Annotated in this window: 19 protein-coding genes and 1 riboswitch; of the genes, 16 read left to right on the top strand and 3 right to left on the bottom strand. The window is 47.5% G+C overall.

All coding sequences use genetic code 11. The features are described 5' to 3' along the window. Positions 1-14 precede the first annotated feature (14 nt). On the bottom strand, positions 15-800 hold the full coding sequence (locus QFZ81_RS33480; RefSeq protein WP_307607108.1) for a putative protein N(5)-glutamine methyltransferase: 786 nt from the start codon (positions 798-800) through the stop codon (positions 15-17). A 276-nt stretch (positions 801-1,076) separates the two neighbouring features. On the opposite strand from QFZ81_RS33480, the gene QFZ81_RS33475 reads away from it, so the two are divergent. The 9 genes from QFZ81_RS33475 to QFZ81_RS33435 all read left to right on the top strand — a co-directional run bounded on the left by QFZ81_RS33475 (position 1,077) and on the right by QFZ81_RS33435 (position 10,256). After that, complete coding sequence (locus QFZ81_RS33475; protein WP_307606175.1) at positions 1,077-1,454, top strand: lysylphosphatidylglycerol synthase domain-containing protein; 378 nt, start codon at positions 1,077-1,079, stop codon at positions 1,452-1,454. After that, the gene (locus tag QFZ81_RS33470) at positions 1,396-2,043 is read left to right on the top strand and encodes a lysylphosphatidylglycerol synthase domain-containing protein (protein WP_307606173.1); all 648 of its coding nucleotides are present in this window, start codon (positions 1,396-1,398) and stop codon (positions 2,041-2,043) included. Before QFZ81_RS33475 ends, QFZ81_RS33470 begins: the two co-directional genes overlap by 59 nt. Before the next feature lie 5 nt (positions 2,044-2,048). After that, positions 2,049-3,509, top strand: a complete 1,461-nt coding sequence (locus tag QFZ81_RS33465) for an alkaline phosphatase family protein (RefSeq protein WP_307606171.1) — start codon at positions 2,049-2,051, stop codon at positions 3,507-3,509. Then, positions 3,502-4,248, top strand: a complete 747-nt coding sequence (locus QFZ81_RS33460) for a glycosyltransferase family 2 protein (protein WP_307606169.1) — start codon at positions 3,502-3,504, stop codon at positions 4,246-4,248. The genes QFZ81_RS33465 and QFZ81_RS33460 overlap by 8 nt, the downstream gene beginning before the upstream one ends. Then, entirely contained in the window at positions 4,245-5,771 is a 1,527-nt protein-coding gene (locus tag QFZ81_RS33455; RefSeq protein ID WP_307437234.1) for a nucleoporin-interacting protein, read from the top strand. The genes QFZ81_RS33460 and QFZ81_RS33455 overlap by 4 nt, the downstream gene beginning before the upstream one ends. A gap of 111 nt (positions 5,772-5,882) precedes the next feature. After that, on the top strand, positions 5,883-6,899 hold the full coding sequence (locus QFZ81_RS33450) for a hypothetical protein (protein WP_307606167.1): 1,017 nt from the start codon (positions 5,883-5,885) through the stop codon (positions 6,897-6,899). 43 nt (positions 6,900-6,942) lie between these two features. Beyond that, a complete protein-coding gene (locus QFZ81_RS33445) occupies positions 6,943-8,424 on the top strand; it encodes a copper amine oxidase N-terminal domain-containing protein (RefSeq protein WP_307606165.1) in 1,482 nt (493 codons plus the stop codon). Positions 8,425-8,512: 88 nt separating this feature from the next. After that, positions 8,513-9,436, top strand: coding sequence for an FTR1 family iron permease (locus QFZ81_RS33440; RefSeq protein WP_307606163.1), 924 nt, complete (start codon positions 8,513-8,515; stop codon positions 9,434-9,436). A gap of 49 nt (positions 9,437-9,485) precedes the next feature. After that, positions 9,486-10,256, top strand: a complete 771-nt coding sequence (locus tag QFZ81_RS33435) for a Rossmann-fold NAD(P)-binding domain-containing protein (protein WP_307606161.1) — start codon at positions 9,486-9,488, stop codon at positions 10,254-10,256. Positions 10,257-10,536: 280 nt separating this feature from the next. On the opposite strand, the gene QFZ81_RS33430 is transcribed toward QFZ81_RS33435, so the two are convergent. Together QFZ81_RS33430 and QFZ81_RS33425 are read right to left on the bottom strand one after the other, a co-directional pair. Next, positions 10,537-11,871, bottom strand: a complete 1,335-nt coding sequence (locus QFZ81_RS33430; RefSeq protein WP_307606159.1) for a 5'-deoxyadenosine deaminase — start codon at positions 11,869-11,871, stop codon at positions 10,537-10,539. Positions 11,872-11,943: 72 nt separating this feature from the next. Further along, positions 11,944-12,043: riboswitch (purine riboswitch) on the bottom strand. 100 nt (positions 12,044-12,143) lie between these two features. Beyond that, positions 12,144-14,252 (bottom strand): multicopper oxidase family protein, encoded by a 2,109-nt coding sequence (locus QFZ81_RS33425; protein ID WP_307606157.1) that lies wholly within the window; start codon positions 14,250-14,252, stop codon positions 12,144-12,146. A 341-nt stretch (positions 14,253-14,593) separates the two neighbouring features. On the opposite strand from QFZ81_RS33425, the gene QFZ81_RS33420 reads away from it, so the two are divergent. The 7 genes from QFZ81_RS33420 to QFZ81_RS33390 all read left to right on the top strand — a co-directional run bounded on the left by QFZ81_RS33420 (position 14,594) and on the right by QFZ81_RS33390 (position 24,571). Beyond that, positions 14,594-14,794, top strand: a complete 201-nt coding sequence (locus tag QFZ81_RS33420; protein ID WP_029199448.1) for a cold-shock protein — start codon at positions 14,594-14,596, stop codon at positions 14,792-14,794. Between the two features lie 149 nt (positions 14,795-14,943). Further along, the gene (locus QFZ81_RS33415; protein ID WP_029199449.1) at positions 14,944-15,171 is read left to right on the top strand and encodes a cold-shock protein; all 228 of its coding nucleotides are present in this window, start codon (positions 14,944-14,946) and stop codon (positions 15,169-15,171) included. A 106-nt stretch (positions 15,172-15,277) separates the two neighbouring features. Then, on the top strand, positions 15,278-16,684 hold the full coding sequence (locus QFZ81_RS33410) for a M23 family metallopeptidase (RefSeq protein ID WP_307606155.1): 1,407 nt from the start codon (positions 15,278-15,280) through the stop codon (positions 16,682-16,684). Positions 16,685-16,945: 261 nt separating this feature from the next. Then, positions 16,946-19,105 (top strand): heparinase II/III domain-containing protein, encoded by a 2,160-nt coding sequence (locus QFZ81_RS33405; RefSeq protein WP_307606152.1) that lies wholly within the window; start codon positions 16,946-16,948, stop codon positions 19,103-19,105. Between the two features lie 122 nt (positions 19,106-19,227). Continuing rightward, complete coding sequence (locus QFZ81_RS33400) at positions 19,228-22,140, top strand: polysaccharide lyase family 8 super-sandwich domain-containing protein (protein WP_307606150.1); 2,913 nt, start codon at positions 19,228-19,230, stop codon at positions 22,138-22,140. Positions 22,141-22,245: 105 nt separating this feature from the next. Continuing rightward, the gene (locus QFZ81_RS33395) at positions 22,246-23,643 is read left to right on the top strand and encodes an ABC transporter substrate-binding protein (RefSeq protein WP_307606148.1); all 1,398 of its coding nucleotides are present in this window, start codon (positions 22,246-22,248) and stop codon (positions 23,641-23,643) included. A gap of 31 nt (positions 23,644-23,674) precedes the next feature. Next, positions 23,675-24,571, top strand: coding sequence for a carbohydrate ABC transporter permease (locus tag QFZ81_RS33390; RefSeq protein WP_307437275.1), 897 nt, complete (start codon positions 23,675-23,677; stop codon positions 24,569-24,571). The last annotated feature ends 20 nt before the right edge of the window (positions 24,572-24,591 follow it).

The raw sequence follows: 24,591 nt of genomic DNA, 5'->3' as shown, positions 1-24,591 counted from the left end.
GACTGGGTTCACCTCTAGTTTGCGGACAGGCCGGGCCTGGCTCCTATTACGACTGTGGCGTCAAGTTCGTCTAATCTGGCAACCTGCGGGATCAGCCCGTTGCTAGCGAAAATTTTGGCTGTCTGCGTCGCCTGCCGCTGGCTAGTCTCGACCAGAAGATGGCCACCCGGTGCCAGCCAGATTGGCGCCGCAGCCGCCACCCGGCGCTGGACGTCAAGCCCATCTGCACCCCCGTCGAGCGCCACCAGCGATTCGTGAATCCGGGCCTCAGGAGGCAGCAGCCTGATCGCCTCGGTGGGGACGTAAGGTGCGTTAGCGACCAAGATGTCGACGCGGCCTCGCAGTATTGCGGGCAGAGGTTCGTAGAGGTCGCCTTCATATACGTGACCACAGGCGGTAGTGACGTTGCGGCGGGCACACCGAACTGCGGCAGGGTCGATGTCGGTGGCGTACAACTCGATCCGTTCTAAGGCGGCAGCCAGTGCTGTGCCTACCGCGCCCGAGCCGCAGCACAGGTCGACCACTACGGCTCCTGACTGTGCGAGAGCTGCGGCCTGGCGAACGAGAAATTCTGTGCGGTGGCGAGGTACGAAGACTCCTGGATCCACTGCTATCTTTAGACCGCAAAATTCTGCCCATCCGATTACATGTTCGAGAGGCAAACCGGCGACTCGACGATCCACCATGGTGATGAGATCGTCCGACGTCCGAGCTGCTGAGATGAGTAACCGGGCCTCATCTTCGGCGAAAACACAACCAGCGGCTCGAAGCCTGCTGACATAGATTGTTTCATTTATAATTTATCTTCACTCTCTTTCGAATAAATCCATCATGTCTCATAATGAACATGATAACAAAACATATAAGGACAATGCGGATAAAGAATCGCTATAGTCATTCTGTCCGGTAGTTAGTAGTCTTGCTGTTGGCAATTCTTTGCATCCCCTACTGGAAATGGTTGGGGTTAATTCAATTAGGTTGACGTAGCCCCCTAAACCGCCTATACTGACCATGATTCTCATTCTCACATTAATTTAGTTTGAGGTACCCTTAACTAAAAGAAGGTCACAACAAATATGCCAACAAAGAAACAAATTGTTCGTTTCATGGCGATGCTTCTGATCGTTTGTTCTATTTTTTTAACATGGCAATGGTTTGATTCGAAGGAATGGCTCAGTGACGTAGAGCTTCTTTTCCATCAACCCCAATGGTTGGTCTTCATGTTCGTCGTATACCTGCTCTCCTTCCTTCTAAAGGCCGCGGCTTGGCGAATTTATACAGGATCTGAGGTTCGATTCAGCATTTATTTTCATGCCATTAGCTATAGCTTGCTCGTCAATCATCTACTTCCGGTAAAAGCGGGAGATGGCGTTCGTGCTGGCTTATATATGAAGCATGGGGGAAAATCGTGGGAAGAAGCGTTCCCATTCCGTTGCGGTCATGCGATTGCTTGATATGCTCGTGCTTGCCGGAATCGGGGGAATTGGCATCATTCGGTTAGGTTTGCCCTCTTCATGGATCTGGGTGACGGTGTTGGCTGGGGGAACGGTGATTCTCGCAACAGCGCATTACCTGCCTGTGATTCGCAAAATTCCGTTCATAGCGAAGCATTCGGCTTATTTTCATCTTAAAATGCTCTCTAGAAAAGGGGCCATCATTATAGGCTTGATTGCGATAAGTTGGATTCTAGAAGCTGGTGTTATCTTTGCTGTAGCTCGCATGATCGGCTTGCAGCTAGGGACAATCTCACTCGTTTGGGCGAATAGTATGACGATTGCTGGACAAATTTTTCATATTACCCCAGGTGGGATAGGTACTTATGAGAGTACAATGAGCGGGTCCCTTGTCTTGCTGGGTGTGAATGGTAAGGATGCTTATAGAGCGGCGCTTGTGTCGCATACATTTAAATTTCTATTTGCTTATACGCTTAGGGGTGTATTCACTTGTGCGAATACCCTTACGTTGGCGCGAGATGAAAACCTGGATTGGGCGGCTTACGAGTCACAAAAAACCATCATTGAATGGCAACGCACGGAAGGATGATTAATATGAAAAAAGCTTCATCGTTTGAAATAGTCGCAGCTCGCTGCTGGAATTTGCTCAATGAAGGGAAACCGTTTACCCCGATTTTCGTTGTGGGTGTTTTTCTGCTCTATCATATCGGCGTATGGTCCGATCCTAACTTTTGGAGTGCCGCTGGTTTGGGGCTGCTCGTGACCCTCCCTCTTTTTGTGCTTTATTATTGCTTTGATTTTCCGCTTTTTTTGCGAAATTATTTATGGATGCCGTTAATTGCTGCGCTGCTGATTTGGGAACGGTCTGATTTCTCGCTGTATTTGCTAGCGCTCGGGTTGTTCTACTTCTTTACGGTGTATTTCTGGGGCACTTTTTACTATCATCTACGAATTGGGACGACTTGGTGGAATTTCACACGGTTCTGGAAGCTTGTTCTGAAAAATAGTGACTCAACTAGTGGCAATGCGCAGGAGCAGATGCCTAAGTTCTTGCTGCTGCTTTTCGTATGGAATCATTATTACCGTCAGTTTGAGGCAGGCGTTTCCGCTGATGTGGGTATAGGGCTTCTATTTGCGGGCGGGTTGCTGATATACAGCTTCATTCTCCACCGTTATTTGTTTGACTGGAAACCAGCCGAAATCCCTACGTACACACGCGATTCAAGCGATGTACAAGCGGGCGGACAAGCGCTGAACAAGAAGGTCATTGTGATTGTCGTGGACGGGATGCGCAAAGAGCGCTTTGAAGAAGCCGACGCGCCATTTATGAAGAAACTGAGAGCAGAAGGCACGGAGTATGCTCAAATGGAAACCGTGTATCCTGCGCGTACCGTGGTATGTTTCTCTTCGATGTTCACGGGTACTTACCCGCGCGAGCACGGTATTCGCTCCAATATGGTTTGGAGGTTGGGTATTCGGGTTGAAAGTATTTTTGATTCGCTCCGTAAGGTTGGGAAAAAAGGACGTCTGCTTGGCATAGCGCACTTAATCGACTCCATGGGAGACGATGTTGAGAGTGTGACCGCTGTGATGCATAACGATGTCGCAGATCGTAATATTATCGAACGGGCGAAGAAGATCATGGCCGAACAAAACCCTGATTTACTCGTTGCTCAATTGATTGGTGTTGACCAAACGGGTCACAGCCGAGGCGTTTTATATGACGATTATACGCAAAAAATCGCAGAAGCCGATAAATTAATTGAAGAATTCGTTGGCTGGCTTGAAGAGCGCGGCATGATGGAGAATACGACACTCATCATTTGTGCCGATCACGGACAAGCTGATGGTATTGGCGGGCATGGCCATTTGGACGAAGGTGAGCGCTATGTTCCTTTCTTCCTGCATGGACCAACCATTGAGGCTGGCCATCGCATTGATGAAAAACATTCCCTCGTATCCATGGCTCCGACCTTAGCTTATCTACTAGGAGCTCCATTCCCGAGCCATAGTCGCGGACCCGTCCTAACGGAGGCTATCAAGCATCATGACTAAGAAGAAAATCATCGTTTTTATGCCTGCGCATAACGAAGAAGAGAATATTAGCGGGGTTATTGCCCGCGTTCCGAGAGATTTCCACCCTCATTATGAGGTGGAGGTGCTGGTGATTGACGACGGGTCCAAGGACCGCACGGTCGCCGTCTCTGAGGAAGCGGGAGCCGACCATATTGTGTCGTTCCCGCACAATAAAGGACTCGGTGCTGCCGTTCGTGAAGGGCTGAAGCAATGCTGCCAGCTAGGTGCCGACATTGGCATCATGATTGATGCGGATAATGAGTATCCGCCGGAGCAAATTCCCGATGTCCTTGCGCCCATCATCGCCGGACGCGCGGATTACACCTTTGGCTCACGCTTCAAAGGGCAAATTCAAGGCATGAAGCTGCATCGCCGTTTAGGCAACTATACCTTCACACTGCTGCAGGCGATTCTGCTGCGCAGATGGATTTATGACGGCCAATCCGGGATGCGCGGATTTTCTCGCGGCGCAATGGAGAATGCCGTTATTGTCCACGATTATAACTATGCCCAGGTGCTCACGTTGAATCTGGTTCGCCAAGGATATCGCTTGGAGGAGATTCCGATCACCTATCAAGTGCGTACGAAGGGTCAATCCTTCATTAAATTCAGACAATATGTAACCTCCGTTCTTCCGGCGATCTATAAAGAAATGAGACGCCCTGTCTCCAAGCGCAATGTGAATCCACAGACGAATCGAGATGATGCGGGCGTATGAGACTTAATGCAATATGGTTGGCGCTGTTCGCAGCTGCGGTTATTGCTGGAGTAACGTGCCTGAGTATTGTCTACGCCAGCCCCTTTGCGCGAACGTGGGACGAGGTCGATTTCACTTTGGCTCTACATAGGTATGATCTACTCGCTATGCAGCCTCATTTTCCGGGTTATCCTTATTTTATTCTAGGTGGATGGTTTATTAACCAGTGGATGAATAACCCCGTCAAAGCTTTATCTGTCTTCAATACCCTAGCAGCTCTAAGCTCCGCGCTTCCGATGTTTTTACTGGCAAACCGTCTGACGGGCAGCGGCATGAAAAGTCTTTTACTGCCTGCGCTCGTACTAAGCAGCCCCTACATTTGGCTCATGTCCTCACGTCCCATGTCGGAGTGTGCGGGTATGGCCTTATTGTGGTGGTTTCTTTGGAGTATCCGCTTTGCGATGGATCGTCCTGGTTCACTGCTTCGCCATGGTCTGGTGCTGCTGATGTTCGGCTTTCTTATGGGTACACGCCTATCCTTCTTTCCATACGGTCTAGCGCTAGTGCCGCTCTGGCACGGAATTTGGCAGTACGGTGCGAGAGGTTGGCGGAGATGGTTGAGACTGGGGTGCTCGGCCTTAACTGCGCTGTGGTTTCAACTGCTTTGGATAGCTGGGTTGGTGCTTTCCGAAGGAACCCTAGCTGGCTTCTGGAAGCTGTCTGTTGCTTTCGTTGAAGGACACTTCTCCGAATGGGGCGGCGGTGTTATCTCTACCCCGATACCGCTTGGTGAACGAATTTACCAGCTCATTGGACACAATTTACTAGGATCAGCCCTATTGGGCGGTTCCGTTTTCATTGGCTTATGGCTTGTCATTATTGTCGTTGCAGCGTTTATTGGTCGGAGATTTGTGTCTGTTAGTGTGCAAGGCAATGAGAATCGACGATATATCTTCTGGCTCGTTGGCTGTGCCGTTTTGTACACCCTATGGGCTCTTTTTGGTCAAAATATTGAGAAACCGCGTCATATCGCTCCTGTCGTTGCTCCGATTTTGCTTCTTATGTTTGCTTTTATCATTCGAACGGCAGAGGGATTAAGGACATCCACGCATAGGACGCGTCTATTGAGAATAGCGCCAACGAGCCTGTACGCTCTCCTCATTAGCCTCATAACCATTCAAGTCGTCTACGGGGCTCAGCTTCAGAAACGGCAGGCCGTGGAAGAGCCAGCGGTTTATCAGCTTCATGACTATGTAAGCAGCCTGCAGGGGCCTCTCCTGCTGTTTACATGGGAAGAAACGAGAGTCTTGCAGTACTTGCAGGCCGACTACGATCATCAGCGCATCTATACGTACGAGTACTTTCAAGCGGTGGCTGGGGCGAATTCCGAGCGGCGAGTGCTCCTCACCGATCATGTCGTTCAAGGCTTTGCGCAGCAAGGCAAATCGGTGAAGGAGCATGTTAAGCAGCTTGCTGAGTTTAAGTCGGACGCTCTATTTGATCCGGCATATGCTCACGTCATTTTATATGAGTGGGTGCGTTAAGATGGGGTCCCTCTTTTCAGCTGAGTAAAAAAATGGTTGACACATATATGGACAATGATTATCATTATCAATGACAACGAGGTTCCAAACAATCATAACAGGGGTGAAGATATGAAACGATGGCTACTAGCCGGTATGACTTTTGTTCTAGCGGCATTGATTATCCTGCCGTCCTCCGCGCTGGCCTATTCGTATGGTGACGCCAATACAGAAGATGTCGCTGAAACATTTAAACTGGTGCAATCCAGTATTGGAGATGGGGCGAACGATTGGAACGCTGCGGAAGGCGCCTATAAGGAGAGAAGAGCAGAACTCGTATCGCACTTCGGCGAAGGAATAGGTGCCACGCTTGATGCTAATTTCCAGGCCAAAGATAGTAAATTAGTCATTGCTAATTTCAAAGCTGTCCTCGTAATGAACTTGGATCGTCGATTCACCTATGCTACTAAAGGCATTGATGATTATGCAGAGTCTAAACTCTTGCTAGCCAAAGCTAAGGCGACTTTTGACACATTAGAGCCTTATGTGGGAGCGGGTACGAGTGAAATTAATAAAGCTTTCCAAGCCGCGCTTGAAGCGCTAGGGAATCCTGGATTGTTCGGTGTAGGGAAGAAGGATGTACAGCCAGAGGTATTTAAGGAAAAGGTCAACTTTATCTACGGTAAAGTGAAACCGTTGTTCCCTTATACGGCTTACGTGAAACCTGCTGCTCCAAGTGAGTCTACCCCCGTTCCCAAGCCGCAGGCAACAACTGCGCCGGTTAAGAACGAGGCAGTGGTCAAGACAGAACAACCAGTATCACCGGTTAAAGATGCTAAACCGACAGAATCAAAGGCACCGGATGCCGCTGCTGCAGTGGAGACGAAGTCGTCTGAGCCTTCTGCGACGGCTAGTGCTAGTCCAGCGCCAACCACGGATGCGGCTCAGCCTACAGCGACTGTAGAAGCGCCCGTTAAAGCAGCGGGTTCAGATGTTAAACAAGCTGATTCGGCAAAAGAAGCGTCCGCACATGCACCTATGGAGCGTTCCGATAAAACGAATCCTTTCATCAGCATAGCTGTTATCGGAGGGGTCATTGTTCTACTGGGTGGGGGCGTATGGTTCGCGCGTAAAAGAAAGTGGATTTAATAGTTAATATAAAAATATAAGATGAATAGAGGAGAAACTTATTATGCGTAAATTTTTAGCTGTTGCTTTAAGTGTTTCACTAGCTTTATCCAGCGTGGTTACGGTTACTTCCGTTGCTTTTGCAGAAAGTAAATTCCAAATCACAGAAGATCAAACGATCGCATCAAAACTTCAATCTTTTACGGATATTAAAGCACTTTTTACAGACAAAACGGTACTTGCTGATGTTCAGAAATTATATGTAGATAAATTCCAAACGGATGTAAAACGTCTTGATGTGAACATCAAAGCAGATGATCCTAAAATCGATGCGAACATCACTCTTGTGTTGGACAGCGCGATTAAAGGCGATTTGCAAGTTGGCCAAGCGAAACAAGCTATAGACAAAGGCTTGCAATGGTATTTCTTCTTCGCACTTCGCGATCTGATGAGCAACCAAGTACGTCCAGCTATGACCAAAGGTGATGTTGCCGGAGCAAAAGCTGCCTTCGATAAAGCGGTTCAAATCTATGAAGGCGCGCTGCAACCAAACGTAGTGAAACGCGATGCCAAATATAGCTTGAATATGGAATCATTGTTGAAAACAACGATTGAACTTATCCAAAAAGATATTAAAGAGAATAACTTGAATGAATTCAATGTTCACCGTCAATTCTTAGACAAAACGTTGATCAAAAACTACACACTCGCTACTTTTACATACGCAGAAAGCATTGCTACTAAGGCTCCTGCTGATCAACCTGCAGCGATTACAGAAGGTTACTTCCTCTACATGCCGGTATACACATACCTCAGAGGCGGCAGTATCGCAGATGCTAACTTCGTGAGAGATGCGTTCGCATCCGGCGATGCAAGCAAAATCAAAAAAGATGAAATCCAAAATGCGTTACACCGCACAATGATCGGTAAAGTATCCGAATATGTGAAGCAAGCATTTACGAAGCTTGAAGCTGGGGACCTGCAAGGTGCTCGCGGATATGCGGCAGAAGGCAACATGTTCCTTGCTAGCCAAGAAGTTTTCTTAGGTAAAGAGAAGTATGCGGCTGCTCTTGAAGTGGCAACGAAATTCTCCTCTGCTGTAGATGCATCTGATCTTGCAAATGCACAAGAGTATGGTTTCCAAGTTCTAGAGTTCCTGGTTGGCAAAGATGGTTCCAGTTTGAAAATTGGCAGCAAGGATTATCAAGTGGATGGAGCTGCTTTCACAGCTGAGAATGCCCCTTTCATTAACGTAGAAAGCAATCGCACATTGGTGCCGGTTCGTGTTATTGCACAAGCGATTCAAGCTCAAGTTGAATGGGTAGATGCAACGAAAACAGTTGTCATTACAAAAGATGGTAAGAAAACAGAAATTACATTAGGATCCGATCAAGTGGTAGAGAATGGTAAAGTGAATGACAAAGTCAAATTGGATCAACCCGTTATTATCGAAAACGGAAGCTCATTCATTCCATTGCGTGCTGTAGCTGAGTTATTCGGTAAACGTGTATTCTACCAAAATGGTGAAATTATCATTCTTCGTTAATCATTTCGTTCATAGCGAAGACACTTGTGCCCATAGGTGCAAGTGTCTTTCAGTATGGAGGAGCAAGGAAGAGAACAGGAGGCAGATTATGGATTTGCAGGCATTTCTCATTACGTTTCGTGAGGCGCTTGAGGCCATTCTCATTGTTGGTGTAATCGTTACGTATTTAACTCGTATTGATGCCGTACACTGGCATAAATGGGTATGGGTTGGTGTTTTTTTGGCTTTGATCGTTAGTTACGGCTTGGCTCTGGCTTTCCAGGTTTTATTGACCGGATTTGCCAGTATGGGCAGTCAAAACTACATGAAAATCGGTATCATGCTCGTCTCTTCCGGGCTGCTGACACATATGATCATGTTTATGGGCAAACAAAATAGCGAATTGCAAGGGAGGGTTCAAAGCAAGGTTGCACATATTCTAACCATTGGCGGCGCCATTAATATGGTCGTCCACTCGTTCTTAGTCGTTGTGCGCGAAGGCGTGGAGACGGTTTTCTTCTTTGCCGCAATTACGGGAGGAAACATACAGAAAGCACTCGAAAGCTGGGGAGCATTGGGTGGACTCATTCTGGCTGTTGTAATTGGCCTGCTTTTTTTCAAAGGGACGAAGAAAATTCGGTTAGGTACGTTTTTCCGCATTACAAGCGTATTTCTCATGATGATTTCTGCGGGTCTGTTCGTGCAAGCAATTGGAATCATGCAGGATTTGGGTATTATTGGAAGTTTATATCGGACAGCGGGACACCAAATCGGTGAAATATATAATATAACGGGATTTATGCCGGAGCATCCAATTGATGGTGTGCAATATCTTCGTGACATGGGTAAAGAGCCGCTTATTAACGGCCAAGTCGGCATTTTCTTTAAAGCTTTTCTAGGCTATACGCAGAATCCTTCACTGGAGGAATTCGTCGGTTACTGGGGATACTACTTCTTGGTATTCATCTTGCTTGCCGTTCAGAAGAAGCGTCATGAACAGGAGCAGGTAGAAGAAGAGAAAGTGGCTGCGTGATAGCTGCAGTAGGAATTTCGAACGGCTAAGCATAAGGAGTGAGGACTGAATGACGATGAACATAGGAATTGTTGGATACGGTCATGTTGGGAAGGCAATACACGCTTTGTTTCCAAACGCTGCGGTTTATGATGCACCTATGCAGGTGGGCAGTCAAGCGGAGGTAAACAAAAGCGATGTCGTCTTCGTCTGTGTCCCGACTCCCTCACTCCCGAGCGGCAAATGTGATACGTCTATTGTTGAAGAAGTGATTACGTGGCTGACAGCTAAAGTCATTGTGATTCGCTCGACTGTTCCCGTAGGGTTCACCGACGCTATGAAGGAACGAACGGGGAAAAGAATCGTGTTCCAGCCGGAATACTATGGAGAAACCGTGGATCACCCCTTTTCGGATTTGAGTCATCGGACTTGGCTTACATTTGGGGGCGAATCTGAGGATGTTAGCCTTGTGATCCGCGCCTATCAGCAAGTGTACAACGCAGAAGTGAGAATCCGACGGACGGATGCCCGCACAGCCGAAATGGCGAAGTATATGGAGAATTGCTTCCTTGCGCTTAAAGTGTCGTTTTGCAATGAGTTTTATGATATTGCCGGAGCACACGGGATTGATTACAATGAACTTCGGGAAGTTTGGCTCGAGGACCCGAGAATCGGCCGCAGCCATACCTTCGTGTATGAGGATAGTCGCGGGTACGGCGGGAAATGCTTGCCGAAGGATGTTCATGCGTTGATTAGCATGGCGGATGAGAAAGAAGTTAATGCCGATTTAATGAAGTCTGTTCAACGGAAAAATAGCGACCTTCGCGCTTCATTCGAGTGATCCTATAGTAAAGCCTCCATGTCCACGGATCGCTCGTGGGTTTGGAGGCTTTTTGGTCATATGCCGTCTTGAACCACTGTAATGGTGCTCGTATTTCCGGCATAGATGCGGTTCGCTTCCTTCGGAAACCCCGACGAAAAAGTGGTTCGTGAGAGGATTGACGATCTCTCCCCCCACTAGTTGGAATTAGCTGATTATGCTGCAAAAGGCGAAGCAAAATAGCCCGCAGCCCAGCTAGCATTATGCTAGTTGGATTGCAGGCTTGTATGATAGCCGCCGCTTAGCGCAGGTTGGCGCGCTTGAGCAGCCGCTGGATGGAGCGGTTCGCTTCGGGCAGGACGATGTCCTTGTCGATCGTCCGCATGATACGGTTTTCCATGACGATACGACCGTTAATGATCGTCGTTTCTACGTCAGCTCGCGTCGCTGAGTAAACGATGCGAGAGATCGGATCCACGTCGAAGGACGGATACGTGTGGAAATTGTTGAGATCGAGAATGGCGAGGTCGGCCTTCTTGCCGACCTCGAGGCTGCCGATCTCCTTCTCCATGCCGACAGCGCGGGCTCCCCCGATGGTCGCCATGCGGAAGACCGTCTGCGCATTCATGGCCGTCGGCCCGTGTATCGGCTTCTGGATAAGCGCAGCCAAACGCATCTCGTTAAACATATCGAGATTATTATTGCACGGCGCGCCATCTGCTCCTAGGCTGACGGAGATATCGAGCTTCAGCATGTCGGGCGTCTCGGCAATGCCTGAAGCAAGCTTCAGGTTAGAGCCGGGACAATGGCTCACATGCACGCCCCGCTCATGGATGATGCGCTTCTCTTCCTCATCAAGCCAAATGCAGTGCGCCAGAATAAGCCGCTCATTCGCCAAACCGAGATGATCGAGATAGACGACATTGCGCATGCCAGTCTCGGCCTGCACAATTTCGATCTCGCCGAGATTCTCAGATGCGTGCGTGTGCACTTTCACTTGGTACTGCTCCGATAGGCTGCGGACCTCACGCAGCAGTTCTTCTGTACACGATATGACGAATCGTGGAGAGAACGCGTACTGGATGCGGCCATCGTCGTGTCCGTTCCATTTCTCCAATAAATCGACACTTTGCTGGAGCGATTCGGAGGTCTTCTCTTGCAAAGCAAAAGGAACCTCGTCCCCTTTGTCCATCATCACCTTGCCGGATAAAGCGCGCATGCCGCTCTCTGCAATAGCTTGAAAAGCAAAGTCGGTGTGATGCACCGTCTCCATATCGACGATCGTCGTTGTACCGCTTTGAATCAGTTCGCCGATCCCAAGCATGGCGGAATAATAGATCGATTCCTCGTCATGCGAGGCTTCAAGCGGCCATATCCGCTTTTTCAACCAATCCATTAATTCCAGATCGTCTCCCTTACCGCGGAATAGGGTTTGGCATAAATGAATATGGGTTTGAATGAAACCTGGAATGATCGTACGGTGCTTGGCGTCAATCACCTTATCTACTTGTGCGGGATTCAAATCCGGTCCAATTGCTGTAATTCGGTCATTTTCAATGAAAATATCCCCTGTAATCATATCTCCATTGCGGTTCATAGTCACAATTTGCGCATCTTTAATTAGAATGGTTGTCATCGTTAAAAACCTCCTAGTCCTAGTATTGTATGAAGCAATGGACACAAAAAAACTAGCCATGAAAAATATGCCAAACATGCGCACATTTTTCGTAGCTAGAAATTTACGGTTTCTAAGTAGAGACCCTTAATCCAATTATTAAGGTTATACGAAATGGATAGTATTCAGTTCTCGCTTGCTTTCCTCTAGCGTAAACCGATACAGGTCATTTTGTCAACAGTCTATGTTACCTATCCTAACATCCCCTCCCTCTTTTATGAAAACGGAGTCAATCATTCTGGATGATTAATCGTACTGCTTCCTACCGAGAATGGCGTCGTTACGCCTTCATACATAAGATGCATCGTCATTCCTGCTGCGGCATGTACGAGGTTATGGCAATGATCCATCCATAGTCCAGGATTATTTGCAACGAAAGCCACTTCATAAGTTTCTCCTGGCAGTACAGCCAGCGTATCGGACCACCAAGGGCTGCCCGTGGAAGGCTTGCCATTACGAGATAGCACCAGCACATGATGACCGTGTAAGTGCATCGGGTGGTCGACGTTTCCGCGGTTAACGATAGTTGTTTTGACCAGATCGCCTTCTTTCACCATTAGCATTGGTGTATTCGGGAATACTTCGCCATTCAATGTATAAAGGAAATCTAGATTACGATTATAGAACCCGAGTTTATTATCCAAGATCAAGGTGAAATTTCTGTCAAAACGGCTATTTGCATCAAAGGGTGTCGCAGTCGGGTCCCCATATTGAAGAGGATCGAAAGCGACCGTTTGAGGAAGCTCTGGAATTTCTCCCTTCCCATCCGGCGACATCAAGATGCCGCTGCTGCGGTTACCGCCAACATTCAGGTACACAGGACGCTCTGGCATGATGAACGTGATGTCATTCCGACCACCTGTAGCCACAACCAAATGCGTATTGGTCAATACACCTGGCTTATTCAGTTCCGTTCCATCAATCGCGGCCACCTCAAAATGAGTGCCGACAAGGGTATATTTTTGCTGCACCCAATCGTCCGTGTTAATAAGTCTCATGCGGACAGGCGTCCCTGGAGCAATTGTCATGCGTTCTAACTGATCTGACGCGCCAATGGCGAATGTATTGCCTTTCCAACGATGTGTCATGACCGTGATGTCCTTCACTTGCTGCAGGGTTTCCACCTTCGGTTCAACGATTAACGCTCCGAAAAGCCCCATGCTAACTGCTTCTTGTGAATCTTGATGGGAGTGATACCAGAAAGTGCCCACTTGCTCCGCACGGAAGCGATATGTGTAGGTTTCGCCCGCCATAACGGCATTTTGCGTGGCTCCAGCAACGCCATCCTCGGCATTTGGTACATCCAAACCATGCCAATGAGCAGTAACACCATGTTCGATATCCTCATTGATCAAAGTGACCTCGATTAGCTCTCCCTTTTTCATACGCAGTTCCGGTCCTGGAATTTGCCCATTGTACGTCCAAGCATCCACGGTTTTGCCAGAGCTAAGTGTGACCGTCTTTTTTTGAGCTGTAAGTGTAAAATGGCGATCCGGCGTCCCTTCGCGCGGACCTGTAAGGTCAGCAACAGACACCATTTTGGCAGAGGAGCCGTTCATTCCCTCAATCCCGTGATTATGCGGACTCCTATTCGCCGTTACTGCCTGACCGCCATAATCGTGTGTTCCGCTCGCCATATCGATTTCCGCTGGTAATTGACTGTTGTTCATCGCCAACGTAAACAGATAATAGACAGATCCAGCCACAACAGCCATAACACCTACCAACGTTAAGGCGCGTTTCCAAAAGGTAGGAATGGCGTAAATTTCCATTTTACTTACCTGTTTGAAGCGAATCTGATGTCTCCACCAAAGTCCAACCGTTGCGAGTACAAAGGCAGCCAGAGGTATGGAAATTTCCAACCACCGAAATGGAACCGGAGGCACGAGTGAGAAATATAAAGCGGTTAACGCGCCTAGAGCCGTCATTTGAAAAGGAATAATGAGACCAGGGCTAGCAGCTCTATGGTAAATAGTTGGCTCTATTGCTGCACCAGGCTCGGCTAAGCTTTGCTTCGTTAAGGAACGCAATTTGATCAGTTTAGGAACTGATACGAACCATATGGTCAAAATAGGCAGAACTACCAGGGGCGCTTGAATAAACACGCGGTCTTGCCAGAAGACCGGAACCATGGATTGCTGCATCCAGACAATAGCTCCAATGATAGCAGCAGCAGGAATAGCCGGAAACCATGACCAGAAAAGCAGCTTGCTTGCTTTGCGGTGCATCCGTTCCAGACTCTGGTTATATAGTAATCGGGATGCTTTGACACTCCCTATCCAGGTGAAAATGACGAATAATAAACAAACAAACAGTATGATTTGAACACTTATGCTGTACACAATGAAAACCCTCCTAAGAATCGATAACTTCAGTATAGTTCCCTTGCTTAAAACGGCACACGGTCCAGAGGCTAAGTGAATACCTAGACTTAAGTAGGGGTTAAAAATACATCCGCTGCCATCCGCCCATTTTATGAGGAAAGCGGTTACTTTGTAATAAATTAACTGGAAATAGTTTGCGTTTTCAAGATAGGTATGGTATGATAAATCCAATCGACAAAAAGAACCTGAATTCACATATTGTAAAGGGTTTTCATTTTTGTTAGTGAACCTTTTGCAATGTGTGAATTTTTTCTCTTTGAAGAATAAAAACATGTTAATAATTTTTGGAGGTATTTCTCATGGCTACTGGTACAGTAAAATGGTTTAACGCAGAAAAAGGTTTCGGTTTCATCGAAGTTGAAGGCGGCAACGATGTATTCGTTCACTTCTCCGCAATCCAAGGCGACGGTTTCAAAACTTTGGACGAAGGCCAACACGTTGAGTTCAGCGTTGTTCAAGGCAACCGCGGACCACAAGCAGAAAACGTTGTAAAACTGTAATATAATTAAAAAGACTGCCTTTACTTGTGTAATGGCAGTCTTTTTCAATTTAGCTTATGAGGGCGAAGAACGTTTTGCAAATAGCAAAACGCTACGTCAATGCTTACCAAGCTAGTTTTACTAACGTAAAACTCTAAGGAGGTTTATCCATGTATTCCAGAAAAAAGTCGCTTGAAGAGATGCCTCTAGAAAATGTGACGGTATGGTCTTGTGAAAAAGAAGGCTGTAAAGGCTGGATGCGAGATAATTTTGCATTCGATCACGTGCCGACTTGTCATTTATGTCAGTCCACTATGGTTCGAAGTGTCAAGTTACTTCCTTTAGTTAATAACACGAATACGGATCAGAAAGCGCTCAAAAAGGGCGTGCAAATTTAATATAACGAAACCCGGAGGCATGGATGTCTTCGGGTTTTTTGTGTTCCCATGTAAGAAGTAAGCATAGAAGAAATAACTCACTTGTAAGCAGGGGAGGAAAATGTCAATGAAATCAAGAAAACGTCGTCAATGGCCGCTCTTGGCCGGCGCCTGCCTACTTGCCGCATGTGTGGTGATTTTAGTTGATAAATCGCCATTCGGCGCACCATTCTCTTGGAAAGACAATACGCCTGCTGTTGTAGTAGCAACACCGCTGCCAACGCCACCACCGCGAGAGGCTGTGGACTTCCGCATGCTTGACTTTGATCGCGGCTGGGTGAAATATGCAGATGGAATCGCGAGAACAGAGGATGGTGGGGCGCAGTGGCGAGAAACGTCAGGAACAGACATCATCGCCGAGGAAGCCGGTGGCGCTTTGCTAACAGGCGGACCGTTAACGGAACTGCTTAGCCTAGAAGCAAGTTCAGGCTCGGCCGGTCAGGACAGCCCAAAGCCGCTTACGGTCACAGTGGGCAATGCCTCTTTACAAGTGAAGCAATCGCAGTTCCTGACACCTCGCATCGGATGGGTGCTTCTCGCCAGTACGAAGGATAGTAAGAACCCACTGCTCATCACGGCGGATGGTGGACAGACCTGGGTGGACGGTATGACGGCAGAGGTCAAAGAGGCCATTCAGAAAGAGAAAAATCATTTGCAGCAATTGAAGATGGAATCGGCGCTCTACGGAACCAAGGATGATGCCAAAGCGGTCATCGGTTCGAAATGGAAGCTCGTTCCGGATAGCGCAGCTCCAGGGGATGTGGTGCTGGTGCGTCATAATGAACCTGGGAGTATCACTTGGTTAAATAAAACGTATACCCTTCAGCCTTTTGGAACGGGATATTTTACATATTTGCCGATTACGATGAGTGCAAAGCCGGGGAAATATCCGATCGGTGATCAGACACTAACCATTCAACCGAAGAAGTTCGAAACGCAGTATCTGAAGGTAACGGCTCAGATGGAAAGCATGAAGCAGGACACGGGGCGCATTGCAGCCGACCAGAAGAAGATCGACCTAACGCGAAGTAAATCCGAGCCGGAGTTTCTGTTCAGCGGGCCGTTCGTGCAGCCCGTCGAGGGGATTTTGACGACACCGTATGGGTACACCCGTTATGTGAACGGGAAATACGACAGCTCTCATCTAGCCATTGATCTGGCCGCGAAGGAAGGCACCCCGATCAAAGCTACGAACGACGGGGTAGTCGCGCTGGCGGAAACCCTGTATTTGACTGGCAATGCCATCTATATCGATCATGGGATGGGGCTTTTCTCGCAGTATGCCCATCTCTCGGAGCTGCGCGTGAAAACGGGTGATCGGGTCAAACAGGGCGATATCATTGGGCTTGTCGGCACGACCGGTTTCTCTACCGGGCCGCATTTGCACTTTACCTTTTGGGCGCACAATGTGCAGGTCAATCCGAACTTATTTTTTAATACGACACCGTTTCGCTGGGTTCAGCCGAAGGGGTAAATAGAAATAGGACACCGACTCTTAATATTAATAGAGAGTGTGGTGTCTTTTTTTGAAAGCTTAATCCAGCCCGTTGACAAGCTGCCTGATTAAGTTTATTTGTTGTGTTTACAAAATAGTTTATCCCTTACATATTTTATAATCAAATAGCCGCCCTTAATCGTTGTTATGACGCATTGCAGCTTTTTAATTGTTCAACTATTGTTAATTAAATGTGGAGTAGAAAATGATGAAACCGATCGTTTTATTAAGGGGGAACACATGAATACTACAAGAATGGACAGAGGCAAGCGTAACGCCAAACAACCTCAATTTCAGGCAGCTATGGCTAAAATGAGAAGGGACGCTGAAGAAGCGCTCTCTATCAGCTATAACATTACCGCGAATGAATGCGGTGACTGGGGTCATTACTACCATTGTCATCACGATGGAACGAGGCTTCAATTCGACTGGAAACTACCAAAGCAGCATCGTTGTCCTATTTGTGGGACAGTCTGGACAGGGGAACCATTTGATGCTGCATGGCAATCACATGTGCATGTACAGATCGGTCATGGTATCTATAGCCTTGGAATAATGTACGGAATAGACCCGCAAATAAGGTATGCCGAGAAAGCCAAATCGTTTTTGCTTGCTTATGCCGACCATTATTGTGGATACAAGCCACATGGTGACATCCCCTATAACGGACCAGGGAAGCTTTTCGCACAGACATTAGATGAGTCGCATTGGATTCTTGATCTAGTCGTCGGGTACGGCCTGCTGAGAGTGGTAATGGATCCTGAAGAAGATGAGCGTATTCGGGAAGGGCTGCTTCGGCCATGCGCGAACTTTCTAATCACCCACAAAGAGCAGCAAATCCACAATCATGCCTCTCTGATAACATCGGCTATTTGTTCGTTGGGGGTGATGCTGCAAGATGAGGATTTGCTGCGAAGCGGACTGGATGGCGAGTATGGGCTTATAGATCAAATCAATCGCGGCGCGCTGGGCGACGGTCTCTGGTATGAAGGGAATTTCAATTATCACTTCTATGCTTTTGAGTCGATATTGACGTACTGCTTCCTTGCTGAGGGTACGCAGTGGGATTTACGAAACCATCCAACATTAGTGAAAATGTTCGACTTCCCGCTCGCTTTCATTTTACCGAATGGCTCATTTCCGATGATGAACGATGCCTCTTCGCAGGGCACTATTAAGAGCTACGCGCGTTTTTATGAAATTGCACTAGATTGGCAAGATAAGCCCGAGTACCGAGCCTTACTGAAGACAGCCTACGGAATGACAGAAGCCGCATCCGTGCAAGTAATCGACTTTGAGCCGGGACTGCGAGATTCGGTCTATGCGATTTTGTATGGTCAAGATTTGACGGAACCGTCATCCTTTTTTGATTTTGTATCCATGCTTAGACAAAGCAGCTCTGCACCAGACAGCGGTCTGACGAAGCTGGTAAGAAAAGACGGCTTGCATGCGGTTGTCAAACACAGCAAGTTCGGCGGGGAACACGATCACATGGACCGTTTGGGCATATCGCTGGCTTACGGGAGTATTCCGCTCATGATCGACCCAGGTACGGTCGCTTACGGGGTTCCGGCTCACTATGCCTGGTTTAAGCATACGTATTCTCATAATACGGTGTGCATCGACGGTAAAGACCAGCCCCCGCAAGACGCGCGCATCATCCGATTTGAGGAGACAGCATGGGGAGTATGGGTGGAAACGGCTGTTGATTGGAAAGAGGACAGCTACACGATGAAAGACAAGATCATCCTCCCGCTAGAAATGTGCCCATGGGACGAAGAAGCCTACAGAGGTGCAGAGATTCGGCGTATCAACGTACTTACGGAACAGTATTTGCTCGATATTGTGAGGGTGACCGTACCTTCCGAACGTGAACTGGAACTGTTAGGTCACATCAGCGGGGAGATGCTTCATAACGATTCGCATTACTGGCAGCCGACTGATGAGCGTTTTAGCATACTCTCGCAAGATTTGTTCAAGGATAAGCAACACACAGTGATGCAATCGCCGCAATCATTTCGCTACAAGATGCGAAAGGGGGAACTTGAGCATTGGTGCTGGTGTTCACACCAAGTAGACCTATATACGGCCCGGACACCGGACAATCCGCCCCATCAACAGCGTCAATCCGTTATCCAAAAAGTGCGTACCGAGGGAACGGCTTTATTCGTACAAGCATTTATGTACAAGCAGGAAACGGTTGGCTCACGAGTTGCTTTAATAGAAGAAACAAGAGCGCTGGAGGTCATCGTGGACCAAAGTATTCAACATACCGACCCTGACCAGTCTGGTGCTAACCTTCATATTAAATTGGAATTTAACGGGAAAATTGATACGTATTTGCTCAGATGGTTACAATCTGGGGCCATATTGGATAAAGCTGGGGAAGAAATTCCCTGATAGTTGAATTCCCTCACCTTCAAAATCGTTTTCCCCCCTATTTTATTCATGAGAAACTGTATACGTTATTTGTGAGAAGCGGTTATTTGACCGCTATCCTACTCATGAATGGGGGAAAATGAATGAAACGCATGATCACGTCAGGTTTTCGCATGTTTCTCATCGCCTTATTGTTGTTTGGATTCACTTCATCATTATTTGCAGGACGGGTAGCGGCTGCTGACGAATACGACGTGTTGAGGCTCAAATGGAAGTCATATCTGCTCGGAGGTGACTATATTGCTTCCGATCCCGATATTTCCGTTATCTTGCAAACCCTTACATCGACTGCACAAGGATACTGGGACACAATGGACAAATCGGCTTCTCGCACTTATTTATGGAGTGACTTGAGCGATAGCATCGCTGGAACGGATTTGAATAAATCGAGTTTTATGGCAATTACTTATTCCCGTTTAGACGCCATGGCCAAAGCTTACTCGATGAACGGATCTTCCCTTTATCAGGAGACCACTCTTTTATCGGACATTATCGGCGGTCTCGACTGGATGTATGCCAATACATACAATGAGAACAAAACAAAATACGGGAACTGGTTTGATTGGGAAATCAATGTTCCCCTCACGCTTAATAATAGTACGATTCTGCTGTACGATAGCTTAACCTCCACGCAAAAAAACAATTACATGAACGCGATCAATAAATTCGCTCCTTCTGCGACGATAACGAACGGTACTACAGCAACAGGCGCGAACCGAGTGTGGAAAGCAACTGCCGTAGGCATTCGTGGCATCATCGTCAAAGATAGTGCAAGTATCGCTTCATCTCGCGACGCTTTGACCAACGTATTTGCAAATGTAACAAGCGGTGACGGATTCTACGATGACGGCTCGTTCATTCAACATACTTCCCATCCGTACACGGGAGGGTACGGCAAATCGCTGCTGCAGACGATTGTGCCTTTTGTTTATCTACTTAGCGGCTCATCTTGGGCTATCACAACACCAGACTCCCAAAACTTGTATAAATGGGTCTATGATTCCTTTGAGCCGCTCATGTATAAAGGGGCAATGATGGATATGTCCCGCAGCAGGGAGGCATCCCGGCGTACAGCACAGGATCATATGGTTGGCATGGAAGTCATGAAACCGATCATTCAGCTTGCTCAGTTTGCCCCGCTTTCTGATGCGAATAAACTTAAAAGTATGGTTAAGTACTGGATCCAATCGGATACTTATTATAACTTCTTTGCCAACGCTTCTATCTACCATGTAACACTTGCCAAACAGATCGTTAATGATTCGAGCGTTACAGCTCGGGGCGAACTTGTCATGAATAAACCCTTCCCCAGCATGGATCGCGCTGTTCATCTGCGTCCTGGGTTCGGTTTCGCGCTTAGTATGTCGTCAAGCCGAATTTACAATTACGAGTCGATCAATAATGAAAATCTCAAAGGCTGGTACACAAGCGACGGTATGACTTATCTCTACAATAATGATTTGGGTCATTATAGTGATGAATATTGGGCGCTAGTCAATAAATATCGTCTACCGGGTACAACGGTCGATACACAAACCAGAGCAAATTCATCCGGACAAAGCTACAAGAGCAGCAAAAATTGGGTCGGAGGCACACAAGTGGCTAATAAGTATGGTGTTGCCGGCATGGAGTTGGATGCTTGGAGCAGCACGTTGAACGGCAAAAAGTCGTGGTTTATGTTTGACGATGAGATTGTCGCATTAGGTGCCGGTATTACGAGTACTGACAACAGGATGATTGAAACAACCATTGAGAATCGAAAAATAAATACAGCAGGCGACAATATGCTGACGGTCAACGGCGTGGCGAAACCTGCATTCTCCGGTTGGTCCGAAACGCTGAACGGCGTAAACTGGCTGCATATGGCCGGTAACGTGCCTGAATCCGATATCGGTTATTATTTCCCGACAGCATCAACGATCAAGGGGTTGCGCGAAGCGAGAACGGGCGCATGGAGCGATGTGAATATGTATGCCAAAACGATTGATTCCACCGTATTGACCAGGAATTTTCTGACTCTGTGGCAGGAACATGGGACGAATCCATCGAATGCGAGCTATGCGTACGTCATGCTCCCAAACAAAACAAGCGCCCAAGTCAGCGGCTATGCGGCGAATCCCGGCATCGCGATTCTGGAGAATTCTCCAGACGCGCAAGCGGTCAAAGATACGACAAGCCAAGCAGTTGGCGCCAACTTCTGGACGGACACGCTTAAGACGATTCAAGTTAACGGGTCACCGTTCTTGACAAGCAATAAGAAGGCTTCTGTAATGACGCTTGAAACGGCGAGCGATATCGAGGTTGGCGTTTCCGATCCGACACAAGCCAATACAGATACGATTCAACTGGAAATCAATCGAAGCGCCTCTGGCGAATTGATAGCTGATTCTGGTGTTACGGTGACACAGCTTAGCCCGACGATTAAGCTGACCGTCAATACAAATGGTTCCAAGGGAAGAACCTTTAAAGTCAAATTCAGTCTGGGAGCCGTCACTCAAACGCTCCTCTCACCAAATGCTGACGCTTATGTTAGGGATGGAAGCTATGCAGACACGAATTATGGAACAGTGCAGTCTTTGGTAACGAAGAAAAGTACTGCCGGCTATAACAGATACAGCTATCTTCGTTTTGATCTGTCATCTGTTTCAGGGGCGGTGAGCAGCGCCAAAATAAGGCTGATCCCCGTTGGAGTCGGCTCCGCGAGTACGACAAATCAGGCTGAGCTTGTCAGCGACGACACATGGATCGAGTCGTCTATCACATGGAACAACAAGCCGATTGGCAGCACATTGATTCGTTCGTGGTCTTCCATGGTTGTCGACACACCGGTCGACATCGATGTGACGGCACAGGTTCAAAGCGCCCTCGCTGGCTCTAAAATGATTTCCATTCGGGTAAATTCACCTACGGATGTTGGCAGTACTGGCGATATAACCTATGGTGCTCGGGAGAATGCAACAGAAACCAAACGTCCTGTTCTCGTCATTACACAATAGTTGAAATACACCACCGAACAAGTTGCTTTCCCTCGCTCTCACCTGGCGAAATGTACGATATGATAGACGCAGCAGACAAGTTAAATAGAGGGGATGAATGAAACGATGAACAAAGCAATAAAAAAACCGTTAACTGTTTTAGCAGGGATTACGTTAGCCATCAGCATCGCAGGATGCGGTACTGCGGATAGCGGCCAATCGGCCTCAAGATCAACTCCTTCCGGGAGCGCTGCGCCGCAAGCCAAGAAAGAAAAGACAAAGCTGACTTACTGGACCTTCCAACGACATGACGCCGATTACATCAAGCAGAAAATCCAGGCGTTCAACGAGACGAATAAGGACAACATTGAAGTGGAAATGACGATGATGGCGGAGAATTATCCGCAATCGCTGGATCTGGCCTTTACAAGCGATCAGGCTCCTGATGTATTCGCAACGCCGGGTAAACAGATAGAGCTCTATGCCAAAGGTTACTTTGAACCGTTTAACAAATACCTAACAGACGATATGAAGAAAAAATTCGGAAGCTACGTGTTCGAGGGCAACAACCAATTCGATAACAACATCATTTCACTTCCTAACGTAGGCACCACGATTCGACTCATTTATAACGTCGATATGTTTGACAAAGCGGGCCTCAAGCCACCAAAGTCGCTCGATGAAATGGTTGTCGCAGCAAAGAAAATTACTGAAGTGGGCAAGGCTGACGGTATTTATGGCTGGTCGCTTCCTTATAAGAGCCCGGCAAGCGCTTTGGACCGTTCTGTAGCGAAAATGGCTGAAATGAACGGATTCCACAGAACTGGATTTGACTTCAAAGCAGGTAAATATGATTTCGCAGGCTGGAAGCCTATTATCGAATCGTTACGTCAAATGAAAGCAAATGGCAGTGTCCTGCCGGGTTCCGAGGCGCTGGACATGGATCCGATGCGCGCGCAGTTTGCGGAAGGCAAGATTGGGATGTATATCTCTTACTCGGTTGAACCGGGAGTATATAAAAATCAGTTCCCGCCCAAAATTCGCTGGGACGCCGCTTTAGTGCCAACGATTGACGGTGGGGAGCCTAAAGGCGCGATTGATCCTGGTGCAGGTACTTGGCTGTCCCTGAGCAGTAAGTCAAAGCACAAAGAAGAGGCATGGAAGTTCATTTCCTACATGTATCAGGATGAGATTCTTCGCGGGTACCACGAGCAAGGTTTTGGTTTAACGGTGCTTCCTCATGTATTGCAAGGAGCCAAAGAGCCTAGCATTCCAGGCATCAAAAATTTCCTTTTGACTAAAAATGATGCTGCTTGGCCTGTAGCACCGCAAGGCGTTACACCTGAAGGGAAAACATGGCACGAAGAGTTTACGAAGTACATTTTGAGTGGCGGCGATTTGGATAAGACGATCAAAGACGTAACAGCTCGTTATAATGCCGCTTTAGATAAAGCGGTGAGCAGCGGCAGCGTGAAAGTGAAGGCTGATCCGAATTTTGATCCAAAGGCGCTGCAGAAAAAATAAGGCTTGAATAAATACGCTTCTGGAGGCTGCCATGATTCGAAAATGGAAGAACCACGCGGAAGCCTATCTGTTCGTCTCTCCGAGTGTAATCTTAACGATTACACTCGGTATTTATCCGATCTTATGGGCTTTGCGCTACATGTTTTATGATTATAAAGGCTACGGTGTTGCGAAGTTCGTAGGTTTTTATAACTTCAAGCGGATTTTTCGTGACGACGTTCTATGGGATGCAATTTGGAATACGTTCACTTTTGCCGCCGGCAAAATGATCATTACGATACCCGTCGCTTTGATATTGGCCGTCATCTTGAACGGTAAGCTTAAGGGGCGCAACTTGCTGCGTGGCATTTACTTCATGCCCACCATTTTTAGCACAGCAGTGATGGCGGTTGTATTTTATATTATCTTCAACACCTACAACGGTTTATTAAATCAAATATTGAAAATGATTGGGTTACCGACTGTGGAGTGGTTGGGCACGGAGTACGCTTTACTAACCTGCATCCTGATTGCAGCGTGGGGCGGTATCGGTAACTATATGTTATTATTTTTGGCTGGACTGCAAGGCATACCCAAGGATGTTTACGAAAGTGCTGAGATGGATGGAGCTGGGGGTATAAGGCGTTTCTGGTCGATCACCATTCCGATGCTGGGTCCCGTACTGAATATCATCATGATGCTCGCTATTATGAGTGCGCTCGACAGCTATGAGGCGATCATGGTATTGACCGGCGGAGGACCGGCGGGGACTACGGAAGTCATGCACTTATATTTGTACAAATTATTATTCCCTGTTTCTACAGGTGAAACGATGTCTCAAGATATCGGTTACGGAGCGGCGGTGGCCATGTTCCTGGCTTTGATTGTAGGCGTCATAACAGGAATCTACTTATACTTATCAAGAAAACTTAATGATGTTCATTCCTGAGGAATGCGAAAGGAGGGTAA

Origin of the sequence: Paenibacillus sp. V4I9 (assembly GCF_030817295.1) — a bacterium.
Classification (GTDB): Bacteria; Bacillota; Bacilli; order Paenibacillales; family NBRC-103111; genus Paenibacillus_E.
The sequence above is the reverse complement of the archived record's forward strand: the minus strand, read 5'-3'. Positions and strand labels throughout refer to the sequence as shown.